General features: G+C 58.0%; 26 protein-coding genes and 2 tRNA genes. 13 read left to right on the top strand and 15 right to left on the bottom strand.

From position 1 onward, the window contains the following. The coding region (locus tag COA65_07885) for a 3-beta hydroxysteroid dehydrogenase (protein ID PCJ58353.1) at nt 1-189 on the bottom strand (189 nt) is incomplete at its 3' end. Between the two features lie 184 nt (nt 190-373). On the opposite strand from COA65_07885, the gene COA65_07890 reads away from it, so the two are divergent. After that, entirely contained in the window at nt 374-1,132 is a 759-nt protein-coding gene (locus tag COA65_07890; GenBank protein PCJ58354.1) for a cyclopentanol dehydrogenase, read from the top strand. A 79-nt stretch (nt 1,133-1,211) separates the two neighbouring features. Here the strand turns inward: COA65_07890 and COA65_07895 are convergent. After that, nucleotides 1,212-1,288: transfer RNA gene (locus tag COA65_07895), tRNA-Arg, on the bottom strand. 251 nt (nt 1,289-1,539) lie between these two features. Between COA65_07895 and COA65_07900 the strand changes: the two genes are divergently transcribed. After that, complete coding sequence (locus tag COA65_07900; GenBank protein ID PCJ58355.1) at nt 1,540-2,799, top strand: hypothetical protein; 1,260 nt, start codon at nt 1,540-1,542, stop codon at nt 2,797-2,799. Nucleotides 2,800-2,926: 127 nt separating this feature from the next. Continuing rightward, the gene (locus COA65_07905; GenBank protein ID PCJ58356.1) at nt 2,927-3,400 is read left to right on the top strand and encodes a xanthine phosphoribosyltransferase; all 474 of its coding nucleotides are present in this window, start codon (nt 2,927-2,929) and stop codon (nt 3,398-3,400) included. Here the strand turns inward: COA65_07905 and COA65_07910 are convergent. The 3 genes from COA65_07910 to COA65_07920 form a co-directional block, all read right to left on the bottom strand. Beyond that, on the bottom strand, nt 3,397-4,281 hold the full coding sequence (locus COA65_07910; protein ID PCJ58394.1) for a pantoate--beta-alanine ligase: 885 nt from the start codon (nt 4,279-4,281) through the stop codon (nt 3,397-3,399). The genes COA65_07905 and COA65_07910 overlap by 4 nt on opposite strands. 70 nt (nt 4,282-4,351) lie before the next feature. Beyond that, entirely contained in the window at nt 4,352-5,194 is an 843-nt protein-coding gene (gene panB, locus COA65_07915) for a 3-methyl-2-oxobutanoate hydroxymethyltransferase (GenBank protein PCJ58357.1), read from the bottom strand. 41 nt (nt 5,195-5,235) lie between these two features. Next, nucleotides 5,236-6,084 carry a hypothetical protein gene (locus tag COA65_07920; protein PCJ58395.1) on the bottom strand — a complete coding sequence of 283 codons (849 nt, stop codon included), beginning with the start codon at nt 6,082-6,084 and terminating at the stop codon, nt 5,236-5,238. Here COA65_07920 and ggt point away from each other — a divergent pair. The 3 genes from ggt to COA65_07935 all read left to right on the top strand — a co-directional run bounded on the left by ggt (nt 5,942) and on the right by COA65_07935 (nt 8,566). After that, nucleotides 5,942-7,618 (top strand): gamma-glutamyltransferase, encoded by a 1,677-nt coding sequence (ggt, locus tag COA65_07925; GenBank protein PCJ58358.1) that lies wholly within the window; start codon nt 5,942-5,944, stop codon nt 7,616-7,618. The two genes, COA65_07920 and ggt, sit on opposite strands and share 143 nt — an antisense overlap. Nucleotides 7,619-7,668: 50 nt before the next feature. Next, entirely contained in the window at nt 7,669-8,145 is a 477-nt protein-coding gene (locus COA65_07930) for a hypothetical protein (GenBank protein PCJ58359.1), read from the top strand. Nucleotides 8,146-8,227: 82 nt separating this feature from the next. After that, entirely contained in the window at nt 8,228-8,566 is a 339-nt protein-coding gene (locus COA65_07935; GenBank protein ID PCJ58360.1) for a ferredoxin, read from the top strand. Between the two features lie 4 nt (nt 8,567-8,570). Here the strand turns inward: COA65_07935 and COA65_07940 are convergent, their stop codons facing one another. Continuing rightward, complete coding sequence (locus COA65_07940; GenBank protein ID PCJ58361.1) at nt 8,571-9,020, bottom strand: hypothetical protein; 450 nt, start codon at nt 9,018-9,020, stop codon at nt 8,571-8,573. 1 nt (nt 9,021) lies between these two features. On the opposite strand from COA65_07940, the gene COA65_07945 reads away from it, so the two are divergent. Beyond that, nucleotides 9,022-9,711: a CarD family transcriptional regulator gene (locus COA65_07945; protein ID PCJ58362.1), complete on the top strand. Its 690-nt coding sequence runs from the start codon at nt 9,022-9,024 to the stop codon at nt 9,709-9,711. Between the two features lie 3 nt (nt 9,712-9,714). Here the strand turns inward: COA65_07945 and COA65_07950 are convergent, their stop codons facing one another. After that, the gene (locus COA65_07950; protein PCJ58363.1) at nt 9,715-10,548 is read right to left on the bottom strand and encodes a nuclease (SNase); all 834 of its coding nucleotides are present in this window, start codon (nt 10,546-10,548) and stop codon (nt 9,715-9,717) included. Between the two features lie 94 nt (nt 10,549-10,642). Between COA65_07950 and pip the strand changes: the two genes are divergently transcribed. The 4 genes from pip to COA65_07970 all read left to right on the top strand — a co-directional run bounded on the left by pip (nt 10,643) and on the right by COA65_07970 (nt 12,797). Beyond that, a complete protein-coding gene (gene pip, locus COA65_07955) occupies nt 10,643-11,590 on the top strand; it encodes a prolyl aminopeptidase (protein ID PCJ58364.1) in 948 nt (315 codons plus the stop codon). Between the two features lie 82 nt (nt 11,591-11,672). Beyond that, entirely contained in the window at nt 11,673-12,245 is a 573-nt protein-coding gene (locus COA65_07960; protein PCJ58396.1) for a deacylase, read from the top strand. A 48-nt stretch (nt 12,246-12,293) separates the two neighbouring features. Then, a tRNA-Arg gene (locus tag COA65_07965) sits at nt 12,294-12,370 on the top strand. A 124-nt stretch (nt 12,371-12,494) separates the two neighbouring features. Further along, nucleotides 12,495-12,797 carry a hypothetical protein gene (locus COA65_07970; protein PCJ58365.1) on the top strand — a complete coding sequence of 101 codons (303 nt, stop codon included), beginning with the start codon at nt 12,495-12,497 and terminating at the stop codon, nt 12,795-12,797. Nucleotides 12,798-12,851: 54 nt separating this feature from the next. On the opposite strand, the gene COA65_07975 is transcribed toward COA65_07970, so the two are convergent. The 4 genes from COA65_07975 to COA65_07990 form a co-directional block, all read right to left on the bottom strand. Further along, entirely contained in the window at nt 12,852-13,058 is a 207-nt protein-coding gene (locus tag COA65_07975) for a hypothetical protein (GenBank protein ID PCJ58366.1), read from the bottom strand. Between the two features lie 102 nt (nt 13,059-13,160). Beyond that, complete coding sequence (locus COA65_07980) at nt 13,161-13,697, bottom strand: histidine phosphatase family protein (GenBank protein ID PCJ58367.1); 537 nt, start codon at nt 13,695-13,697, stop codon at nt 13,161-13,163. Nucleotide 13,698: 1 nt separating this feature from the next. Then, the gene (asnB, locus tag COA65_07985) at nt 13,699-15,639 is read right to left on the bottom strand and encodes an asparagine synthase (glutamine-hydrolyzing) (GenBank protein ID PCJ58368.1); all 1,941 of its coding nucleotides are present in this window, start codon (nt 15,637-15,639) and stop codon (nt 13,699-13,701) included. A gap of 55 nt (nt 15,640-15,694) precedes the next feature. Continuing rightward, a complete protein-coding gene (locus COA65_07990) occupies nt 15,695-16,696 on the bottom strand; it encodes a glycosyl transferase group 1 family protein (GenBank protein PCJ58369.1) in 1,002 nt (333 codons plus the stop codon). Between the two features lie 104 nt (nt 16,697-16,800). Between COA65_07990 and COA65_07995 the strand changes: the two genes are divergently transcribed. Together COA65_07995 and COA65_08000 are read left to right on the top strand one after the other, a co-directional pair. Next, complete coding sequence (locus COA65_07995; GenBank protein ID PCJ58370.1) at nt 16,801-16,980, top strand: hypothetical protein; 180 nt, start codon at nt 16,801-16,803, stop codon at nt 16,978-16,980. A 74-nt stretch (nt 16,981-17,054) separates the two neighbouring features. Beyond that, nucleotides 17,055-18,200 (top strand): glycosyltransferase family 1 protein, encoded by a 1,146-nt coding sequence (locus COA65_08000; protein PCJ58371.1) that lies wholly within the window; start codon nt 17,055-17,057, stop codon nt 18,198-18,200. 27 nt (nt 18,201-18,227) lie between these two features. Here COA65_08000 and COA65_08005 read toward each other — a convergent pair whose 3' ends face one another. The 4 genes from COA65_08005 to COA65_08020 are packed head-to-tail and all read right to left on the bottom strand — an operon-like array spanning nt 18,228 to nt 22,397. Beyond that, the gene (locus COA65_08005; GenBank protein ID PCJ58372.1) at nt 18,228-19,118 is read right to left on the bottom strand and encodes a hypothetical protein; all 891 of its coding nucleotides are present in this window, start codon (nt 19,116-19,118) and stop codon (nt 18,228-18,230) included. Next, a complete protein-coding gene (locus COA65_08010) occupies nt 19,115-20,374 on the bottom strand; it encodes a hypothetical protein (protein PCJ58373.1) in 1,260 nt (419 codons plus the stop codon). The genes COA65_08005 and COA65_08010 overlap by 4 nt, the downstream gene beginning before the upstream one ends. Further along, nucleotides 20,371-21,666, bottom strand: coding sequence for a hypothetical protein (locus COA65_08015; GenBank protein PCJ58374.1), 1,296 nt, complete (start codon nt 21,664-21,666; stop codon nt 20,371-20,373). Before COA65_08015 ends, COA65_08010 begins: the two co-directional genes overlap by 4 nt. Next, entirely contained in the window at nt 21,666-22,397 is a 732-nt protein-coding gene (locus COA65_08020) for an SAM-dependent methyltransferase (protein PCJ58375.1), read from the bottom strand. The genes COA65_08015 and COA65_08020 overlap by 1 nt, the downstream gene beginning before the upstream one ends. Between the last annotated feature and the right edge of the window lie 4 nt (nt 22,398-22,401).

Raw genomic sequence — 22,401 nt, forward strand, 5'->3', positions numbered from 1 at the left:
GTCCTGTTTCAGAAAGATGGCTTCGCCGCCTGCCTGCTTGATCGCTTCGACAACGGCTTTGCCTTCAACTTCCTTGATGTCCGTTACGACGACTTTTGCACCTTCTTTCGCAAGCAATTGGCTGATTGCCCTGCCAATGCCAAGCGCACCGCCCGTGACAAGGGCAATTTTTCCCGAAACGCGTCCCATGCTCTTTCCTTTCTGTCGTTTTTTACGAGCAGAATTGCCCCAAGCATAACACCCGGAATGCAGCATTCTACTGCCGATTTCCGAAAGCCGTGGCGGTTGCCCCTTGACTCCCTGTGGGTCCCGCCCGACGCTTACCCGCACGTTCAGTAAAACGCACGCACAACCTTCAGGGGAGGGAACACACGTGGGACGCATCGAAGGAAAGGTCGCGATTGTTACCGGCGGCGCATTGGGCATGGGCAAGGCGACGAGCCTGCTTTTCGCAAGAGAAGGCGCAAAAGTCGTCGTAACGGACATCAAGGAAGTTGAAGGCAAAGCCGTTGTCGAAGCGATCAAGCAGGCAGGCGGCGAAGCCATCTTTCTGAAACAGGACGTCACCAAGGAAAACGAGTGGAAGGCTGTCGTCGACAAAGCCATCGGCGAATTCGGCCAGGTTGACGTGCTCGTCAACAATGCCGGCATCCTGCTTTTGAAAGGCTGTCAGGATACAAGCGTCGAGGAACTGGACCTTGTCCTGAACATTAACGTGAAAGGCGTCTTCCTGGGCTGTAAGCATGTCCTGCCCGCCATGCAGAAAGCCGGCGGCGGCTCCATTATCAACATTTCGTCGATCTATGGGCTGATCGGCGCGCCGGGCGGCGTTGCAGCGGCCTATCAGGCGTCGAAGGGTGCCGTGCGAATCCTGACAAAATCGGTCGCCGCCGAATATGCCCCCCACAACATCCGTGTGAATTCCGTCCATCCGGGCTACATCGAAACCCCGATGACGTCCGATATCACGGAAAGCCCGGAAATGAAGCTTGCGGTGATCGGCCCAACCATCCTGGGACGCACCGGCAGACCGGAAGAAGTGGCCAATGCCACCCTGTTCCTGGCGTCGGACGACGCCTCTTATGTGAACGGCGCCGAATTCGTCGTCGATGGCGGTTACACCGCCATGTAGCCACCACGGCGCTGCAAGGCAACGACGGGCGAAGACAAGAAAGGCCTGGAAAAACCTTGTAAAAGCCTGGGAAGACGTCTGGTGCGCCCGGAGAGATTCGAACTCCCGACCCCCAGATTCGTAGTCTGGTGCTCTATCCAGCTGAGCTACGGGCGCCCAAAACGGTCACAGTAGAAAGCGGAACCTACCCAAAGCCCAGGCGAATGGCAAGCTGGGGCGCATGGACGCACAAGCTCGCAAAGAACCCACGCATGGGTCACAGCGCGGCCGGGGAACGCGCGTTATCCATAGGAAAATTAAAGGGTTGGCAGATACGGTGCCTTCCATAATAATGCTTGGTCCTCCGAGAGGCTGGGTAAATAGGCCTTGGAAGTCATTTTAGCTGAGCGGTATTTGAGAAACATTTCATGACCTTTTCAAAGCGACACGTCGCCGCGCTTGGAGCGGTAATTCTTCTCGGAGGCTGTGCCTCTTTCGGGGAAGAACTTTGGCCATCCCTTACCGGCGATGAACCCGCCGAAGGCGGCACCTTGATCGCCTCCACGTCGGAACCGTCGACAGACCGGATCATTATCGAGCCGTACGAAGCGGGACAGACGAACAGCACGGCCCCTGTGCGTGTTCTAGGCACCACGGCACCACCGGCACGTGCGCCGGCACCGGGTCGCGGCGCGCCGCCCATTCTTGGCACAACCAGTTTCGAGCCGACCGCCGTTACGTCCGGCGCGGCCACTGGCACCTATGTAGGCCAGAAGGTCGTCCAGATCCGTAACGAGCTGGCAACCCTGCGCACGCAGCTTTCCCAACGCAACGGCGTGCTGCAACAGATCCGCAGCACGACGGTCAGCAACGCCCAGCAATATCACGGCATTATCGCCGCTATTCAGGCCCGCCTGCAGGTCGGCACGACACCGGGCAACCCAATCCTGATCAGCCAGTGGCAGACGGCGCAGCAACATCTCAACAACGTCGGCAAAGACGTCGCCAGCCTGAACAGCCTTGCCAATCAAGTGGCCGGCGATTCGGCGATGTCGGCCTATATTCTCGAATCCGCCCGAGCGGCCTACAGCCTTTCCGGCGCCATCGACGAGGATCACCGGCAGCTTGCCATCCTTGAGGACGAAGTAAATCGTTCGGTTGTGATGGTTGACCGGCTTTTAAACGAGTTGAGCGAGGACATCAGCCGCCAGACCACCTACCTCGGCACCGAGCGCCGCAATCTGACAATTCTCTCCGTCTCGGTCAAAAATGGCGAGCTTTATGGGCCCAGCCTTTCGAACCGGGCCTTTTCCTCGCCGCCGATCCACGCCCAATTTTCGGGGAACGCCGGCCAGGTCGCCCTTGCCACCCCGGCGCCGGTTCTGGGACGGCGACCCCTCATCGTCATCCGCTTTGATCGCCCGAACGTCGAATACTCCCAGGCCTTATATACCGCCGTGCGCAACGCCCTGGACCGCCGTCCGAATGCGATTTTTGATCTCGTCGCCGTGGCCTCGACAAAAGGCAACACGGCGGATGCCGCACGCAATACAAACGCCTCAAAGAAAAGCACGGAAGGCGTCCTGCGTGCGTTACGGGACATGGGCCTGCCGGCGGAGCGCCTGAACCTGAAGGCCACCCAAAGCGCAGCGGCCGAATCGAACGAGGTGCATATCTACGTGCGCTGATTTCGCCGCGCACCCTGATCGCACCGCTCCAATGAAAAAACCGGCCCGTCAGAAATGACGGACCGGTTTTTCTTGGCTACCCTGTCGATGGAAACTGAACATCGCTTAAAACTGAAAATTCGTGTGCATGAACGCGCCAAAAACCGAAACACGCTCACCAAGCTGGCAGGAAATCCACCAGGCGGCGCAGGACCTGGCCCAAGCCATCCGGGGCGACGGCCCCTGGCACATGATCGTCGCCATCACCCGGGGCGGTATGGTGCCGGCAGCGATCCTTGCGGCCGAACTTGACATTCGTCGCATCGAAACCATCGCCATTGCCAGTTATGACGGCCAACGCCAGGAAACACCCCGCGTCCTGAAGGCTTGCGAGAGTTCGGGCGATGGCTGCCTTGTCGTCGATGACATCGTGGACACAGGGAAAACTGCCGAGATCGTTCGCGCCCTTTTGCCCGAGGCCTGTTTCGTCACCATTTACGCAAAACCCGATGGCGCGCCTTTCATCGATCATTGCGCCGAAAAGGTCCCCCAGAATGTATGGATCGCATTTCCATGGGAAAACCCGGGTTCGCCCATAATGGGTTCGCCCGCGTCGGACTAGTCTGCGACGGCAAGATTATCGATCAGCCGCGTTTTCCCTAGATAGACAGCAGCGAAGATGCGCGCCGGTTGATCCGCCGTCGCGATATATGCCGTTGCAACAGGGGCTAGGTTTTCCGAGTCGCGAATTTCAAGATAGTCGATCTCCCCAAAACCGGCATGACGAAGTTCGGACCGGCCCCAGGCAAGGGTTTCCGCAATTGCGCGGCCTTGCCTCAGGAAAACGGCCATCTGTCCAAGGGCGTCAAAAAGTTTTGGCGCGATCGCGCGCTCTTGCGCCGTGAGGTAGGCGTTGCGCGATGACATCGCAAGCCCGTCCGCCTCGCGCATGGTCGCAACGCTTTCGATACGCACCGGAAGATCAAGATCGCGCGCAAGCCGCCGCACAACCAGCAATTGCTGGTAATCCTTTTCACCGAAGAACGCCGCATCCGGTAGCACCTGAAGAAAAAGCTTCGTCACCACGGTCGCAACACCAGCAAAATGCACCGGTCGCAACACGCCGCAAAGCATGTCGCTGAGGCCTGTTACGCGAACCTCCGTTGCAAAGCCTTGCGGATAAATTTCCTCAATGGCTGGCGCATAGAGAAGGTCGGCCCCGACCGCCGCAAGTTTCTCCAAATCCGCCGCTTCGTTCCGGGGGTAGGCGGCAAGGTCTTCGTCCGGCCCAAATTGCAAAGGATTCACAAGGATCGTTACCAGCGTGCGGTCCATCTTTTCCCTGGACGCACGGACAAGGGCAAGATGCCCTGCATGCAGGGCGCCCATCGTCGGCACAAGGCCGACCGTTTCACCGGCCGCGCGCCAGGATGTGACCACATGCCGCAAATCAGCGACCGTCCGCACGCAGCCTGTCTCATCTCCTGTTTTTGCGTGGTGCATGCGGTTCATGAAAAATCCATGACGTGTCTCAAAGCAACGTGTCTCAAGGTTGCGCGGCGGCGGTCGCGGCTTAAGGCTTCCGCTTCTTCATGCCAAAGCAATGGCTGGCTTCGGGGAAACGTCGTTTTTTGACATCCCTTGCGTATCGCGCAGCCGCCTTTTCAATCGTCTCGCCAAGAGTCGCGTAGCGTTTTACAAAACTTGGGGTGAAGTCGGAGAACAGGCCGAAGATATCTTCCGACACAAGAATTTGCCCGTCGCAAGCAACCGAAGCGCCGATGCCAATTGTCGGGACATCAAGCAATTCCGTTAATTCCGCCGCAATGGGTGCAAGGGTGCCTTCGACGACAACGGCAAAGGCCCCCGCCGCCGCAATGGCCCTGCCGTCAGCCAGAATCTGCTTTGCCTCGGCTTTCGTTTTGCCGCGCGCGCCGAACCCGCCATAAGCACGCACGGATTGCGGCATCATGCCGACATGCCCCATGACGGGAATGCCGCGCTGGGTCAGAAAGGAAACGGTTTCCGCCATCGCCTCCCCGCCTTCCAGCTTGACCCCGGCGGCGCCCGTTTCCTTAAGGACGCGCGCCGAAATGCGGTAGGCGGCCTGTGGCGATTCCTGATAGCTGCCGAAAGGCAGGTCAATGATTACGCAGGCACGCGACGCCCCACGCATGACCGCCTGTCCGTGCGCGATCATCATGTCGACCGTCACGCCAAGCGTGCTTTCCATCCCATAAAGAACCATGCCGAGAGAATCGCCCACAAGCAGCAGGTCAACATGCGCGTCCAGCCACTTTGCCATAGGCGTCGTATACGCGGTCAGGCACACAATCGGCGCATGGCCCTTGCGCGCGCGAAGCGCCGGGATGGTGATTGCCTTTGTTGCCTTTGTTGCCTTTGTTGCCTTGGGCATTTTTCGCCTCTCTGAACGGCCTCCCTCAAGGCCAGTCCGTCTTACTGCTTCGTTTCGCGCCGCGGCGCCATGTGCATCGGCCAGAATTCCTGCATCGACAGATAGGTGAACGACGCCGACCAACCGATCAGCACCAGGCCGTTCAACGATTCAACGGCGGCAATCAGGCGCAGGCCACCGGCCGGATAGATGTCGCCCATACCCAACGATGTGTACGTGCCGGTCGAAAAATAAAGATAGTCCATAAAGGTTGTAACCGGCAGCCCTTCAAAACTCCCAAGGGCGAAATGATCGACAAAGATGTAATAGGCCAGCGCATAGAGCCACACCTCAATCGTGTGCGCAAAGAATGCGGCAATCATCACGAAGAGCATCCGCGTTCGCGGCGGAATCGCGAGCCGGGGCAAAGCAATTGATGCCAGCCGCAAGACCTCGTAATGCACAAAAACCGTCAGCAGAACAAGCGCGGTCAACGTAAAAAAGGTTGCAAACATGGAGCCTGCCCTTGGCTGTTCAAAAAATTGGCTGTTCAAAAAACCCCGCCATGGGGTGCGTTGTGGCATCTTATCGAAGGGAGGCCTTAAGGAAAACCGCGAAGCCGCCCGGCCCATACGCCCGGCAACCAGAAACCACCCGGACAAAACCTGATATGAAAAACATGCGATGACCCGTCCCGCTCGAATTTTCACAAAATCTCGGAAACCCGCCCGCAATCCGTGGCTTGCGCACGCACGCACGTGCCTCGCCATGACCGTTTTTCTTTTCTTTTCCGCACTCCTGCCCGCATCTGCAGCCGAAAACGCCACGACGTCCCCCCATATGGTGGCAGCCGCCCACCCGCTCGCCGTCCAGGCGGGCCTGGAAATTCTCCGAGAAGGCGGCAGCGCCATCGACGCCGCGATTGCCACCGAGCTTGTGCTGACCCTTGTCGAACCCCAGTCCTCTGGCATTGGCGGTGGCGGCTTCCTCGTCCATTACGCAAAAAAAACCGGCCGGGTTGAAAGTTTTGATGGTCGGGAAACCGCGCCCGCCGGCGTGGATGAAACGCTTTTCCTCGATGCAGAAGGTCGCCCACGCCCCTTTCACAAAGCGGTTGTCGGCGGCCATTCCGTCGGCGTTCCCGGCCTGTTACGCATGTTGGAGATGGCCCACAAGGCCCATGGAAACCTTCCCTGGAAACGCCTGTTCGCACCCGCCATCCGTCATGCCGAAGAAGGCTTCGAAATTTCAAAGCGGCTGGCCCGCATGATCGCCAACACGAAGGACCTTGATGCCTTCGCCGCGACGAAGGCCTATTTCCTGAACCCGGACGGCACACCAAAACCCGCCGGCACGGTTTTGCGCAACCCGGCCCTTGCGCATACGCTTCGCCGCATTGCCGAAGACGGTGCCGACGGCTTCTATGAAGGGCCGATTGCGAAAGCCATCGCGAAAACGGTCGCCACCGCAAGCCGCAATCCCGGCGCCATGACACCGGAAGATATCGCCGCCTATCGCCCGCTCAAACGCGCCGCCATCTGCCGCTCGTATCGCGGCGCACGCATTTGTACGATGGGGCCGCCAAGCTCGGGCGGGGTCACGCTGTTGCAAATTCTAGGCATCTTGGAAAATTTCGACCTTGGCGCATATCGGCCCGGCACCACCCAGACCATCCACCTCATCACCGAAGCCAGCCGGCTTGCCTTTGCCGACCGCAACCGCTATCTCGCCGACCCGGATTTTGTACCGCAACCCATCGACGCGTTGCTGAACCCGGCCTATCTCAAAAAGCGCGCCCGCCTAATTTCAAGAACGAAAAGCATGGGGATCGCCCAACCGGGAATTATTTCCGGCACGCCGCCGGAAAAACCATCCCCGGCGCATCCGGAATCACTTTCCACAACACATCTAAGCGTCGTCGATGGCGAGGGCAACGCACTTGCCCTGACCGCCAGCATCGAAGGGCCCTTTGGCTCGCGGTTAATGGTCCACGGCTTTTTGCTGAACAATGAACTGACGGATTTCGCCTTCCTGCCGGTGCAGGACAACATGCCCGTCGCCAACCGTGTCGCCCCCGGCAAACGTCCGCGAAGCTCAATGACGCCAACCCTGGTGTTCGATCCGGACGGGCGCTTTCGCATGGCGATCGGGTCGCCCGGCGGGCCGTACATCATCGGCTTTGTCCTCAAGACCCTTGTCGCCACCCTTGACTGGAAGATGGACATCCAGGAAGCCATCGCGCTGCCGAATTTTGTGAACCGCAATGGCAAGACGGAACTTGAAGCCAAAACGGCCCTTGACGCCACCGTGCACGACCTGGAAAAGCTTGGACACATCGTCCTTTCCCGCAAACTGACAAGCGGCCTTCACGGGATCGCCCGCCAGGAAAACGGGTTTGCCGGCGGGGCCGACCCCCGACGCGAAGGCATTGCCCGTGGCGAATGATCTGCGCGAATAATCTGCGCGAATAATCTGAAAAGGAACAAAGAGACGCAATGCTGAAACATATCCGAAAGCTTTTTAAGCCCACCACCACCCCGATGGATGCGGTCGAGGACGACGCCCCGGTGCAAATGGCGGTGGCGGCCCTTCTGATTGAAGCGGCCCTGTTTGACGGCCATTTTGACGACCGGGAACGGAGACAAATCCTGAAACTGCTTCGCGCACGCTTTGATTTAAGTGAAATGGCGGCGCAGACCCTATGCGAACAGGCGCAGATCTGGGCGGAAGATCCAAACAACCTTCACCGCTTCACAAAAACCGTCAAGGACGCCATGCCGCACGAAGAACGCGTCGAGCTGATTGAGATGCTATGGGAGGTCGCCTACGCGGATGGCCGCATCGACGACTTCGAGGCAAATTTACTCCGCCGAATAGGTGGCCTTATTTACGTATCCGATCGAGAAAGGGGTCAGGCGCGAAAGCGCGTCCTAAGCCGCCTCGCTATTGACGAAAGCAAAAACCCAAGGTAAAGCCATCGAATGTCGACGGACCTAAAAACCCCGTGGCTGGAAGAAAAATAGCTGGAAGAAAAATGGCCGGAAGGAGAGCGTAATGCCTTACGTCGTCACGGAAGCCTGCATCAAGTGCAAATACACGGACTGTGTCGAGGTCTGTCCGGTTGACTGCTTCTACGAAGGGGAAAACATGCTCATCATCCATCCGGACGAATGCATCGATTGCGGTGTGTGCGAGCCGGAATGCCCGGTTGAAGCAATTATCCCCGACAGCGAAGGGGATGCCGACAAGTGGCTGGAATTGAATACGGAATATTCAAAAATCTGGCCGAATATCACGAAGAAAAAAGATCAGCCTGCCGACGCCGATGACTGGAAGGATGTCAAAAATAAATTCGAGACGCATTTCAGCACCAAACCAGGCGAAGGCGACTAAAGACTCATCCTGCCGGAACCACCCAAGCAACCGCTTGATTTTCCAGATAAAATCTGAAAAGCGGCACATATCCTGTCCTTTTGTCGGTTTTTGTGATATCCCGTGGCGCTTCATGTGCTGCACATCCCGGCTGGCAGCTTGGCGGTCCTGGCTGCGGGGCAGCGGTTTGCCCGCCCGCAAAGGGTTCCCGTGATGGCCAGGATTGGGGGAAATTGACGCCGATGCCCAAGAAAACGAAGCCCAAAACGAAGCCCAAAGCAAAAGCAGCGCCAAAATCCAAGCCCAGGCCGAAAGCCAAGCCGAAGGCTAAGGTGAAGCCGAAGGCTAAGGTGAAGCCGAAAGCCAAGCCGAAGGCTAAGCCAAAACCGAAACCGAAACCGAAGCCGAAAGCCAAGCCGAAAGCCAAGCCAAAGGCTAAGCCAAAACCGAAGCCGAAGGCTAAGCCCAAAGCCAAGGTGAAGCCGAAGCTCGCGCCAAAAACAAAAGCAAAGGTAAAAACAAAACCCGTGTCGAAACAAAAAACAAAAGCTGCGCCAAAAGCAGCACCGAAAGCCACGCCCAAACCAAAAATCGAGCCCAAACCAAAACCGGCGTCAAAGCCTGCGCCCAAACTAAAGCCTGCGCCCTATGGCAAGGGGGACTACGCCGTCTATCCCACCCACGGTGTCGGTAAAATCACGGCCATCGAAAAGCAGACGGTCGTTGGTCAGGAATTACAGGTCTTCGTCATTCATTTTCCGAAAGAAAAAATGACGCTGCGGGTGCCCCTTGAAAAAGCGGAAGCCTCTGGTCTTCGCAAGCTCTCCAGTCGCGAAAAAATGCGCGGCGCGCTGAAAATTCTACGCGGAAGAGCGAGAATACGTCGCACGATGTGGAGCCGTCGGGCGCAGGAATATGAGTTGAAGATCAATTCCGGCAACCCGATTTTGATCGCCGAGGTTGTGCGGGATCTGCACCGGAATGCCGGCCAGCCGGATCAGTCCTACAGCGAGCGGCAGATCTACGAACTTGCCTTCGAACGTCTGTGCCGGGAAGTCGCTGCCGTCGAAAATCTCGACGACGAAAAAGCGGTGCAAAAAATCGAGGGCCAATTACAGGCCGACCAACCGACGCCACCACCGCCCGACCCTGCTGACCAGGGATAAGGTCTATTCTTCTAGAATTTCGATCTGTTCGGGATGCGTGGCTTCGATCATCGGACCGTTAAAGCGTTTGATCCAGCCGCGCACGCGAACGCGCTTGCCGGCATAAGCGCTGATGTCAGCGCCTTCCCGCTCGAAAACGCGACGTGCCTTCGGTGAGATGGCGATGGTGAAATCCTTGCGCCAGTCATCTCCAAAATTCAAATAACCGCGACCTTTCACGACAAGGGCCTTTCGGACCCTGCCCGTGACAAGTGCAAAACGGTTCAAGCGATCGGCAGCCCCGCCCACGTCAAGCACTCGGTAAAAAGGATGTGCCCAGATGCCGCGCTTTTCCGCGCGCGCCTTACGCTCCAGCGCCAGCATCAAGGCAATCCGCGCCCGATTGTCGGTAAAACTGTAAACGCGCGCAAGACCGCGTGACAGCATTTTTCCCTGCAACCATTCGCCATCGCTTTGGTCTTGCCCGCCCTGGTCTTGGCCGCCCCGGTCTTGGCCGCCCCGGTCTTGACCGTTTACGAAGAGATGCGCCAACAGCCGGCCGTGCCGGTCACGTTGGCGCCCAAAAAAACGCAGCTGAATTTTTCTGCCAAGGGCGAAATCGGCCAGCGCTTCCCTCGCTGCGTCCGCCAGTGGCTGGCTGGCAACGCCCGACCGCCCGAGGGAAAGCGTTGGTGCCTGAATACCCACCAGCCGGACGGCCTCCCCATTTTCCAGGATCACCGTATCCCCATCCACGACGTCGCGGACAACGCCCCATTCCACCACCCTTTCCGCAGCGGCAAGGACGGGCATGGGAAGAAAAAAAAGTAGAAAAAGAAAGCGCGCGCGCAGCCTCATTTTGATGAGTATAGCAAGCCAACGGCTTTGTGCCGCGCGCCGCGTTGCGATACGCTTTCCGCTCGATCCATAAGATTCAAAGGCTGAAAGAGCGATGCTGCGAAAACGCCTCTTCCCAGAAATTGAGCCCCGGAAAACGGGGATGCTGCCTCTGGACCACGGGCATCGCATGTATTGGGAAACCGCCGGCCAGGCGAACGGGATTCCCGTTCTTTTTCTACACGGTGGCCCAGGATCGGGCATTTCACCGGCCAGTCGTCGCTTCTTTCGTCCCAGCCACTACCAGATTGTCCTTTTCGACCAGCGCGGCGCCGGCAGATCGACTCCAAAAACATCACTTCTGGCAAACACGACCCGCCATCTTGTCCGCGACATCGAAAAATTACGCCGATATTTGGGAATCGAACGCTGGCTGCTTTTCGGTGGCTCATGGGGAAGCACGCTGGCGCTTGCCTATGGCCAGGCGCATCCCCAACGCGTCCTTGGCTTCATCCTGCGCGGCATCTTCCTTGGCCGGGCGAGGGAAATTGACTGGTTCCTTCACGGCATGGAAAATTTTTGCCCCGAAGCGGGACGCGCTTTTCATGAATTCCTGCCCGAGAAGGAACGCGGGACGCGCCTGAAGTCCTATCTCCGTCGGCTGAAGCATCCAGACCCGGCAGTCCATTTTCCGGCCGCCGCCGCCTGGAACGCGTATGAGCGCGCCTGCGTCAGCCTGCTGCCATCGCCCGCACCACGGCGGCGGGAAACAACCCAGGCCCAGCTCGCCATCGCCCGGATCGAAGCCCACTACATGGCCCACAACATGTTCCTGAAGGAAAACACGCTGCTCGATCATCTGGACCGCATCGCCCACCTGCCGGCGACGATCGTCCAGGGCCGCTATGACCTTATTTGCCCGGCCCACACGGCCGACACGCTGGCGAGACGCTGGCCGAAGGCAACCTACCGGGTGGTGGAAGACGCCGGTCACACCGCCTTCGAACCCGGCATTCAGGCCGCCCTTGTGCAGGCGACGGAGGCCTTTGCAGGAAGGGGTTGAAAAACCAGCGCAAAAGGCTTGCGTATCCGGCTCATTCCCGAAACAATCCAGAAAAATTCGTCTTCTTTGGGCTGGAAATTCTATGCCATTACGCACCCGTCTTCGCGCCCCCCGTCTTCGCAGCTTTGGCTCTGGCTTTAGCTGGGGCCTCGCATTGCTTGGCCTTGTCTTTCTTGGCCCCCGCGAAAGCCAGGCCCAGATCTTTAAGGCCGTCGATAACGAACCGGCCTTCCTTGCCATCGGCCTGGGTGCCTTTGATGCACTGGACGACAAAACGGCGGGGCAGTTGCATTTCGAATATCGCTCGAATTTACGGCTGTGGATCTTCAAGCCCCATGGCGGCATCTTCGTAACGACGGACGGCGCGGTGTACGGCTATGCGGGCTTTCGGGTCGATGTGTTTCTGGGTCGTCGCTGGGTTTTAAGCCCCAGCACCGCAATCGGCATCTTTGAAGAAGGCAGCGGCAGGGACCTGGGCAGCGCCTTGGAATTTCGCTCAGGTGTTGAACTGGCCTACCGCTTCGACGATCGCTCCAGGCTTAGCGCCGGGCTTTTTCACCTCTCAAACGCGTCCATTGGCACCCGCAATCCGGGCGAAGAATCCGTCATGCTTTTCTATGCCCTGCCAATCGACCGCTTTCTCAAGCACTGGTAAGACGGCTCTGCGCGCTGCGCGTGCCTGAGGACCGTTATGGCCAACCAAGCGCCCGTAGCTCAGCAGGATAGAGCACCAGATTCCTAATCTGGGGGTCGTGGGTTCGAATCCCGCCGGGCGCACCATTTTCTTTGGTCGCGAACGGCTTGACAGCCGCGCCGATCAGCATCCTAATCGCCCTGATCTTGAGAGCTGCCAAGAACAGCCTTAGCGCAAAAAAGACGGCGCAAAAAAGACGGTGTAAAAAAGATGCTGCAGAAAAAAATGGCCCTAAAAAAACAGTTTTCCAAAATTCTTTGCGGAATGCTGTTCCCAATTTTTCTGCTCGCGGCATGCCAGACGACGGAAACATCCCCGTCCGAACAGGACCAGCGCGACGAGATCATCGCGTACTGCAAGTCCTACGCGCAAAAAGAGCGCGGCCGCTTCGTAAAACGGGAAAAAGCCGCATCGAAGGGTCGCGACCGGAATCTAGGTGTAAAAGCGCGCCAATTTTTTAACCGGGCACGCATCCAATGCCTGGAGGGATACGGCCTCTCGCCTTCAGAATAGCCGTGCCCGCCTTCAGGCCGCGCACCGAAGTCATTCCGGGCCATTTTCTTTTTTCTAATCGGGTGTCTTCGACCCCCGCCAAATCAGGAAAAGGCCGATCACGACGGCCAGCACACCAACCGCAACGCCGCTCTGTGCCTTCCCCCCAAGGAAGATCCACCCCTCATGCTTGTCGAGAATGACATCGTACAAATAGCTTAAATTGTTCACGAGCACGCCAAGGACGATAAGGGCCATGCCCTTTGTTGCATTGCTTCCCATTTTGAACGCTCCTTCTAAAATAATCTCCGAATAGCGAGGCTAGCCTATTTTTTGCTGCACCCACAAACACTCCGGGACAAGGGCATAAATGGATGGCGCGCCTTACGAAAGGTCCTGGGGCCACACAAATGCCGAGAGAGTCCCAAGGCCGGCATCGGCGTCCTGCCAATCGGCGCCGGAAAGGCCAATCACGGCAAGGCCCGCCGCCGGATGCCCCCGGCTTAAACGTTTCAATGCCTTTGGCGTTCCATCCATCACAAGCTTGCGCACAAGATGCGTGAAGCCGGGATTGTGTCCGATGACCAACGCCGAATCGACATTGGCCGGAAGACGGCGGAGACAGGCTAGAATCTGGCTTGGCGACGCAAGGTAAAGCGTCTTTAGAAAATGGACCGGCACGTCCGGGCCAAGGCCCACGCGAAGCTGCTCCCAGGTTTCGACGGCACGGCGCGCCGTCGAACAAAGCACCAAGGCCGGCCGCATGCCTTTTTTCGCCAGATGCGCCCCCATCTTCTGCGCATCGCGTTGCCCGCATTTGTTCAGGCAGCGATCAAAATCCGCACGGGGGCCACCTGTCAAATCCGACTCCCCATGGCGCAGAAGATAAAGCGTCTTTTCAGGCATAGGCCTTCCTTCCACGTTATGAGGCGCGCGTGTGATCGAGCCAGGCCTGAAACATGAGCACGTCCCAAAGAGGATACTGCCAGTTTCGCTTCCCCTGCTGATGTTCCCGCCATTTTTCCAAAATGGGCTCCGGGTCAAAGAACCCCTCATCCCGCAGACGGCCCTCTTCCAGCAAGGCCTCGCCCCAGTCCCGCAAGGGACCACGAAGCCAGGAATCAATCGGAACGCCAAACCCCATCTTTGGCCGGTCGATGAGTTCGCCGGGAACGTAGCGGCCAAGCACTTGGCGCAACAGCCACTTCCCCTGACCATGCCGTAATTTCATATTTCGCGGCAAACGCCAGGCGAATTCAACCACGCGATGGTCAAGAATGGGAACGCGCACCTCCAACCCAACCGCCATGCTTGCCCGGTCCACCTTCGTCAGAATGTCGTCTGGAAGGTAGGTAACGGTATCAAGAAATTGCATCCGCTCCATGAAATCCGGGAATTCCCCCGCCAGATTTTCGTCCCATAAAATGCCCGTCGGCTCGGTCCCCTCACGCAGGATGGACGCCGGGTTTTCCCAATGGGTCAGCAGCCGCCGGTAAAGGGCATCGCAATTCGAAAGGGCTAGCAAATCCGCAAGCTTGTGCAGCTTGTCCCCAGCCTGGCGCGGACGCAGACGAGACGGCAACACGCCAAACAGACGGCTCCAGTCCGCCGGTGAAACCGCACGAAGCATCGCCGCCGCGCCATGGCGGAGCGGCAAGGGCAGGAACTCCAGCTTGCGCCAAAGCGCTTCCGCCCAGAAATACCGGTTGTAGCCTGCAAAAAGCTCGTCACCGCCATCGCCGGAAAGGGCAACCGTCACATGCTGCCGGGTCAGCTCTGAAACAAGGAAGGTCGGGATCTGCGAGGAATCGGAAAAGGGTTCGTCATAAATCTGTGGAAGTTTTGGAATAACCTCCAGGGCGTCCCTCGGCGTCGCGTAAAGTTCTGTATGTTCGGTCCCAAGATGTGCCGCAACTTTTTTTGCATCACCAGCTTCGTTATAAGCCTTCTCATGAAAACCAATCGTAAATGTGCGCACCGGGCGACGGCTTTGCGCCTGCATCAACGCTGCGATTGTCGAGGAATCGATGCCGCCGGAAAGAAATGCGCCGAGAGGAACATCCGCAACCATCCGTTGCTTCACCGCATCACGAAGCAGCACATCGAGTTCTTCGGTCGCGTGCCCCGCGTCCATTTCCGATCGCGATGCGACCGCGTCTCCGGCAATTTCCCGCAAATTCCACCAGGTGGAAATCTCCGGCGTTCCGTTAAAGCGAAGCGTCAGCATCTTTCCCGGCTCCAGCTTAAAACTATCGCGGTAAATGCTGTGCGGGGCCGGGATATAATTGTGGCGCAAAAAGGACGTGAGCGCGTTGCGGTTCACATCCGCACGGAAATCAGGATGGGCACGCAAAGCTTTCAGTTCGGATGCGAAGAGAAAAAGATTGCCCTGATGCGCCCAATAAAGCGGCTTGATGCCCAGCCGGTCGCGCACAAGGGTTAGCGTGCGCTCCCTGCGATCCCAGAGTGCGAAAGCAAACATGCCTACAAGGCGTTCAAGGGTGGCGGCAAGCCCCCAGGCCGCAATCGCCTCAATGAGGATTTCGGAATCGCAATGCCCACGAAAGCCAATGCCTTTTTGCGCCAGCTCGGCGCGCAATTTTTCAAAATTATAGACTTCGCCGTTATAGGAAAGCACATAACGGCCATCCCGGGATTCCATTGGTTGATGGCCAGAAGGCGAGAGGTCGAGGATTGAAAGTCGGCGGTGGGCAATGGCAACACCGGCGGCGGCCTCAATCCAGGCGCCGTCGTCGTCGGGGCCGCGATGGCGAAGGGTGCGCGCCATACGCCGGACCGTCGCCACCAGCCGATCGGGGGGCGTCGCACGGGAAAGATCGACGAAACCCGCAATCCCACACATTCAACGACCCCTGTCGCCCCGCCAGAAGACACCCTGTCGCTTCAATCCACACATCCTAATTCTCTTCGCGCTGGAGCAGATCACCGATGGCTTTTTTCTCGCCCGCGATCAACCCGGCATAAAGCCTCTCATAGCTCTGCACACAGGCCGCAGCGGAAAATTTCTTCGCCATCCTTTCCCGACCGGCATCCCCCATCCGCCGGCAAAGCTCCGGATCTTTCACAAGCGTCAGAATAGCCTCGCCAAGGCGCACCGGGTCCTGGGGCGGCACCACGAAACCGGTCTCGCCATCCGCGACCGCCTCGGTATTGCCACCAACGTCCGTGACGACCATCGGCAGGCCCGCTGCCATGCCTTCAAGGATAGCGTTCGAAAAGCCTTCTTCGTCCGAGCAAAGCAACCCGATATCGGCAGAGGCTAAAAGCAGTGCCGTATCCGAACGTGGCCCCAACCAGCGCACGTTTGAAAAGATCCGGTTTTCGCGAGCAGTTTCCATCAGCGCGGCCCCAATGCCGTCATCGCGACCAACGCAAAGCAGCACCCATTTTTTCGGCAAAGACGCGCGGATTTGCCCAAAAGCGCGCAACAGATTTGCGTGGCCCTTGTAATAAATCAGATTGGCGACAAGGATAAAAACAAGCGTCTCGTCGTCAACATTGTGAGCCGGAAGCAGCTCCCCCCGAGAGGCTTTTTCCGCCCCAGAGGCAGGGCCGGCATTCTCGATGCCATTGTAAATAAGACCGAGCTTTTCTTCCTGGACACCTTCCCTGCGAAGTTCTTCCAGCACCGCCTTTGAATTGCCAAGCACGGCGCACATGCGCGCGTGCAACCATCTCTCCACCCGCGCAAGGAACGGGTGGCTTTTCTGATAGGCGGCAAGGCTACGCCGGCTCATCACCCGACAACGGGTTTGCGTCAGGATGGCACAGGCCCCGCCGATCAAATAAGCCATAGGAAGGAAAAAATGCACGACATCCGGTCGAAAGCGGCGCAACAGCGTCATTAAACGAAATATCGTCAGGGGAAGAAGGACCACCAGACGCAACCCCTTTGGCAACAGGCGGCGGATCCGCCCCCCCCCCAGGGCTCAACAACAAGAATGCCCGCCTGTTCCAGCATGGGCGCCAGCACGCCCTTGTGGGTCAGCGTGTAAACGGTAATTTGAAAGATATCGCGATTGAGGTGAGGAAGGACTCGGGTAAGATGGCGTGCCGTACCGCCAACATCCAGATCACCGGTAACGATGAGCAATTTTCTCTTCATTCTATCCAACCGTGCTTTGCTAGGTTTTGGCCCATGTTCCTGCAGGTTTTTGGGGGAGTGCGGCGGGATACTCATTGAAAAAAATTGCGCCACAGTGCCAGACGGCACCTGACCGTTTTTTGTACCGTCCAAGAACGCAGCGAAGGTAACATATGCCCCGCCCTCGAAAAGCAAAGATTCTCTTTCTGGTAACAGAGGACTGGTATTTCTGTTCCCACCGCCTTCCCGTCGCACGGGCGGCACGCGATGCCGGCATGGAGGTAGCCGTCGCAACCAATGTGACGGATCATGGTGCGGCGATCCGAAAGGAAGGGTTTTGCCTCATCCCGCTTGCATTTCGAAGGGGCAGCCTCAACCCCCTGAACGAGGCGCGCTGTTTGATCGCGCTGTTCCGTCTTTATCGGCAGGAACGGCCCGACCTTGTCCATCACGTGGCCATCAAGCCGGTTCTTTACGGTTCCTTCGTCGCCTGGCTGCTACGGATTCCTGCCGTTGTGAATGCCCTTGCGGGCCTGGGCTTTATCTTCACCTCACCAACATGGCGCGCGCGCGCGCTGCGTCCCTTTGCCAGTTTTGCCCTACGTTTTTTGCTAAACCGCGTGCCCGGCCGGGTGATCCTGCAAAATCCGGATGACCAAAGAACCCTGAAAAGGGTGGCGCATCTTGAAGATGGGCGAAGCCTTGTGATTGCCGGGTCCGGCGTCGACATGGACCACTTCCAGGCGCTGTCGGAACCATCCGGCACACCGGTCACCGTCGCTATAGTTTCCCGCATGCTGATCGACAAGGGCGTCCTCGACCTGATCGAAGCGGCGCGATGCCTGCGGCGCCAGGGCATGACGCTCCGCATTCTTCTTTTCGGCCTTCCCGATCCGGAAAACCCAAGCTCCATTTCCCAGACCCAATTGGAGGCCTGGACGGCCGAGGGTATTGCCGAGTGGCGTGGGTTCGAACGCGACGTTCGGCGCGTCTGGCAGGAGGCTCATTTCGCCATTCTCCCTTCTTGTGGGGGGGAAGGCCTGCCGAAATCCCTGCTTGAAGCCGCTGCCTGCGCGCGCGCCATTGTCACAACGGACGTTCCCGGTTGCCGGAGCGTCGTGCAGCCGGAAAAAACCGGCCTACTTGTCCCGCCCGGAAATGCCCAGGCCCTGGCAGCGGCAATGGCACGTCTGGCAGGGGACGCGGATTTGCGCGCATCCATGGGAAAACAGGGCCGTCTTTTCGTCGCGGAATTTTTTTCCGAACGCGTGATCGTCGAACAGACAATGACGCTCTATCGCGATCTGCTTGGCCGCTGATTTCCGGAAACCCGGTTTGAGGTCGCGTTAAGCCATTTCCGGCGTGGCGAAAATTTCAATAATATGGCCGCGCCTGGCGACACGATCCGACAACCAAAGCAGGCCCTGCAACGGCAGCGTAATCGCCGGGTTGGGCAGGTGAAACACCTGCTCAGGCAGCCAGGTGGACAGACTCTCGGCCCGGAACCCGCCCATTTCCATCAGGCGCAAAGCGCTTGACGCAGTGTAAAAATAAGGATGATGGAGGGACGCCAGATTATAGGGACGATGGTGGCCTGCCGCGCGATAAATAAGATCAATCGGGTTGATGAATTGCTGGGGAATTTCGATTACCAGCAAACCATCCGGGGCCAAAAGCGTGCGAATGGCGTCCAGATAGGCAAGCGGATCCAACAAATGCTCCAACACATGGTTCATGACAACCACGTCGTAATGGGACCGCAACGGCAAGTCGTCACGAAGGAGGTCGCCCTCGAAAATTTCGATGCCATGGGTGCGCCGTGCCTCTTCACAGGCCCAGCTGGAAATCTCGACGCCTTCGGCGGCAATCCCCTGATCCCGCGCCGCGCGAACGAAAAAGCCGCTGGCCGCACCAATATCAAGAAGGCTTTCCGGCTTGCGCCCCAAGCGCTTTGCAATCCGCCGGACCCGGTGCCCGAAATATTCGAGCTGCCGCCCTTCAATGCAGCTGAACGGGCAGGCCGCATCCCGGCATGTGTAATAGGCCTCCGAATAGAGCGCCTTGCATTCCTCAAAGCTCGGCATGGGATCCAACCAGGCAACGTCCCCGCAGCGGAGCACTTTTCGATCAGACGGAAGGGAAAGCAATTGCGAAGCCGCCGACCATTCCTTGATCGACGGTCCGGGCTTTGCAAGAAAACAGCGTTGTGGGGCGTATGGCAAAGCGGCAATCCTCAAGAGGGTCGAACCGAACGAAACAGCAATAGGAACGTACAGAGAAATGTAAATCCTGTCACGACGGCAATGCCGGCAAGCCCCCAGATGTCGCGCAGGATAAAATCACCAAGGGCGTTGAGAGCAAAAGCGAAACCGCCAATCGCAAGAATGTGCCATCCCATGCGTGCATTCAGCTGTGCATTCAACATTGCGGCACGCCACAGCATCAGGGTTGCAAGCTGAAACGGAAGCCCCCAGACAAGAAAGAGAAAGGCGCGTTCGCCTTCCTGCGACCATGTTTCCACACCCGGTGAGGCGTAAAGCCAGACAAGCAGTGGCTGGTGCACAAGCCCCAGAAAGAGCGCAATCGCCGCGCCGCCTAGAAGTGCAACACCGACCGAACGACGAATGCTTTGCCATTGGCGTGCCACCTCGCCTTGCGCCAACGACCACGCCGTCGTCATCACGGACAGCACCGCCCAGCCAAGAACGCCGACCGGAATAAGGTAAATACGCTCGATCAACTCAAACGTGCTGACCGAACCTTCTGTGAGCCCTCCCGCCATCACCCGGTCGACCAGCGGATTGCCGTTCATCAAGGCAAGGCCGCCCCATTGCAGGCCGATGTTCCTAAAATAGGGCGCCGCCGGTGTTCCCCGCCAGGAAAAGCCCGCAAGCGGGTGGCGGCGCAGAAGGCTGGCCCCAAGAAAGGCAAGCCTTGCAAGCTCCCCCAGCAGGTAGCCGATGGCGAGCGCATGAACCCCAAAACGGTCATGCAGCAACCACATCGCACCCAAAACAAAGATGCCCAGCAGGGCTGGCGAGGCGGCAACGGTGGCGAAACGGCGATCGGCATTCAGCCATCCGGAAAAAAGGCTGATCCATATGCTGAGTATCAGGAGGGGCGAAAGCTCGACGAAAAGAAGGCGCGTCCGGGCAACAAGCGCCACATTTTCTTCACCCCATGGGAAGGCCCACAGACTCGCCACCAACACAGCCCCAAGAAGCAGCGTAAACCCGGAAAGTAGAACCCCGGAATGAAAAACAAGCGCCCAGCGTTCCGCCGCAGCGCATTTGAGAATTCTAGAGACGATGGAGGCTTCCAGAAGAAGCCCCATCGTCGTTCCCCAGAAAAGAATGCCCGCAGCGGCCAGAAAAAAGGCGTCCGTCGCAACGCCCAGCGTGTAGGTGTGTGCCACCATCACCGGGATCAGCACCGTGACGCCACGCGCAACAAGGCCGCCGAAAACGGCCGCCGCAATGCCGCGCGCAATCATCGAAGCGACTCACGCGCCCTGACCGCCGCGCCGGCCTGAAAAACCGCCGGGGCAGCTTTAAAAGGCGTCGGGGCAGAGCTAAAAAACGTCCCGGCAAGAAAAAATGCCAAAACGACATGGGCCGCACGAAAGCCAAGCGCGTCATGAAGCAACATCGGCATCAGGATACAAAGACAGAGGCTTGCCTTCCAGGAAGCGTTCAGTTTTTTTCCGCCAAGAACGATAAACGCAAGCACCACACCGAAGATGCCGACGCCGAGCGCGCCAAGTTCCATCAACAGGTGCAGCGGCGTGTTATGAACGTTCGCCAGGCGCAGCGCCTGCAGACTGGAATTTTCCGCGATATGGCTGCCAAATTGATTTAAGCCCGTTCCCCATGGAAAGCTTTCAACGACAAGCTGCCACCCAAACGACCAGAGCCGGATGCGGGTGTCGATGGAATGCCAGAGGCTCCCATCAAGGTGGCTGTATATTGCAACAAAGGGAGTCCCCAGATTTATCTGGATGAGAGCGGCGACAAAAAGGGCGGTCAACGCGGCGGAGAAACCAATGAGAAGCAGCATCCGCCTGAGCCTTCTTTCTTTAAATTTTAGCGATTCCGAAAAGAAAAAAAGCACGGCCACTAGAAAAACGATCAGAATAAAAAACTTCGTATAAAGAAGAATAATGACGACAAGCGCCCAGACGATGGCCGCCACCGGCTTCAAAAAATTCGCCGGTTTTTCTTCCCTGCTTTGCAAAAAAAGAAAGAGCAGCAGCAGGCCCGTAACAATGACCGCGTAAATTGTTTCATGGATGGCCCAATCGGCATAATGCCCCTCCATGTTGCGCATCGTGAGCGCGTAGGCCCCCGCCATAAAAAGAAGGGCCAGAAGAACGCCTGAGGAAGGGCAGCGACGTTCGGGAAGTTGAAACAGAAGGACAAGCATGCCGATGTCGGCGAAGAACGCCACCTGGCGAAGCGTGCCGATCAGCAATGGCGTCAGATGAACGCCGTCCAGAAAAACCCCCGTCAAAACCGAATGAAGGCCGATGGCAAGGATCGGCAAAAGAAAGAGAAGAACGATTTTTCGGCCCGGCCACCAGATTCGCCCGCGAACAAGCTCGAAGAAAAAAATCAGCGGCAGCAGCACGTCGTAGAGAGAAAGATTGATTTTGGAACCAACCAACCCAACACTGAGCGGGAAAAAGAAAAGAAGGCCAAAGACGAGAAAAATCCAAAAGCCGTCAACGCTGCCTTGGGAAAGCACGCGGCCGGCAGCGTCCTGCGTGGAGGCTTTATCGATTTGCATCACGCACGCTCCAGCACAACAAGCATCCGAAAGGCCATCAACGGCCCAAGAAGCGGCAGCAGGCGATCTTCAAGACGAAGCAGGCCGTGTGTTGCACCGGCGGGGATCAGACTCCAGGGACGAAAGCCGCCGGAAAGAGGATAGGTGAAAAGGCTTAAAAAAGCCGTTTCGCAAATTTTTAATTGCGGAAAGGCCTGCTGAAACGCCGTCCGGTGCCTGCGAAACAGAAGGGTCGGCACCGCCTGATTGGCATCAAACGCGTCGCGCGCGGGGCCCGCGGAGCCCATGTCCTGATCGGCCAGGGGGTCGACGCCCATCACAACCGGCTCCGGGTGAAAGAAGCGATAAAAAAGCGTGCTCACGGGCGTCATCGCCGGTTCCACCATGACCAGCCTTCCGCCTTTCCGTAACACACGGATGGCCTCCCCAAAAAAAGCCCGCGGCCGGGGAAGGTGATGAAGAACGTCAAACAGAACGATGTTGTCGAAACTTTCTTCGGCAAAAGGCAACGTCTGGGCGTCGGCAACCGCGTCAAGCCAGGGAACTTCCAAAAGATCCGTCGCAACCACCTCGGGCGCATACGCCTTCAGATTCCCTGAACCGCCGCCGACTTCAAGGCTGCGCCCCGGCACCAGCCGCGACGCCATCCGGCGATAAAGATCGGTATAGATATCCCGAAGAACGGCTTTCTCTTCCCATTGCCGGCGGTGTGCAGCAAGACGCGTATCCATCAAA

This window comes from Rhodospirillaceae bacterium (assembly GCA_002746255.1).
Lineage (GTDB): Bacteria > Pseudomonadota > Alphaproteobacteria.

Bases quoted from the DNA above. Each gene is read 5' to 3' on its own strand.
- COA65_07920 (PCJ58395.1), bottom strand. From the start codon at position 6,084: ATGGCGCTGCCGCCTTCTCGGAGAATTTCCAGGCCCGCCTGGACGGCG.
- COA65_07970 (PCJ58365.1), top strand. From the start codon at position 12,495: ATGCTGCAGAAAAAAATGGCCCTAAAAAAACAGTTTTCCAAAATTCTT.
- COA65_07975 (PCJ58366.1), bottom strand. From the start codon at position 13,058: ATGGGAAGCAATGCAACAAAGGGCATGGCCCTTATCGTCCTTGGCGTG.
- COA65_07900 (PCJ58355.1), top strand. From the start codon at position 1,540: ATGACCTTTTCAAAGCGACACGTCGCCGCGCTTGGAGCGGTAATTCTT.
- COA65_07960 (PCJ58396.1), top strand. From the start codon at position 11,673: ATGCCATTACGCACCCGTCTTCGCGCCCCCCGTCTTCGCAGCTTTGGC.
- pip (PCJ58364.1), top strand. From the start codon at position 10,643: ATGCTGCGAAAACGCCTCTTCCCAGAAATTGAGCCCCGGAAAACGGGG.
- COA65_07950 (PCJ58363.1), bottom strand. From the start codon at position 10,548: ATGAGGCTGCGCGCGCGCTTTCTTTTTCTACTTTTTTTTCTTCCCATG.
- COA65_07910 (PCJ58394.1), bottom strand. From the start codon at position 4,281: ATGCACCACGCAAAAACAGGAGATGAGACAGGCTGCGTGCGGACGGTC.
- asnB (PCJ58368.1), bottom strand. From the start codon at position 15,639: ATGTGTGGGATTGCGGGTTTCGTCGATCTTTCCCGTGCGACGCCCCCC.
- COA65_07905 (PCJ58356.1), top strand. From the start codon at position 2,927: ATGAACGCGCCAAAAACCGAAACACGCTCACCAAGCTGGCAGGAAATC.
- COA65_08000 (PCJ58371.1), top strand. From the start codon at position 17,055: ATGCCCCGCCCTCGAAAAGCAAAGATTCTCTTTCTGGTAACAGAGGAC.
- COA65_08015 (PCJ58374.1), bottom strand. From the start codon at position 21,666: ATGCAAATCGATAAAGCCTCCACGCAGGACGCTGCCGGCCGCGTGCTT.
- ggt (PCJ58358.1), top strand. From the start codon at position 5,942: ATGACCGTTTTTCTTTTCTTTTCCGCACTCCTGCCCGCATCTGCAGCC.
- panB (PCJ58357.1), bottom strand. From the start codon at position 5,194: ATGCCCAAGGCAACAAAGGCAACAAAGGCAACAAAGGCAATCACCATC.
- COA65_07930 (PCJ58359.1), top strand. From the start codon at position 7,669: ATGCTGAAACATATCCGAAAGCTTTTTAAGCCCACCACCACCCCGATG.
- COA65_08020 (PCJ58375.1), bottom strand. From the start codon at position 22,397: ATGGATACGCGTCTTGCTGCACACCGCCGGCAATGGGAAGAGAAAGCC.
- COA65_08010 (PCJ58373.1), bottom strand. From the start codon at position 20,374: ATGATTGCGCGCGGCATTGCGGCGGCCGTTTTCGGCGGCCTTGTTGCG.
- COA65_07935 (PCJ58360.1), top strand. From the start codon at position 8,228: ATGCCTTACGTCGTCACGGAAGCCTGCATCAAGTGCAAATACACGGAC.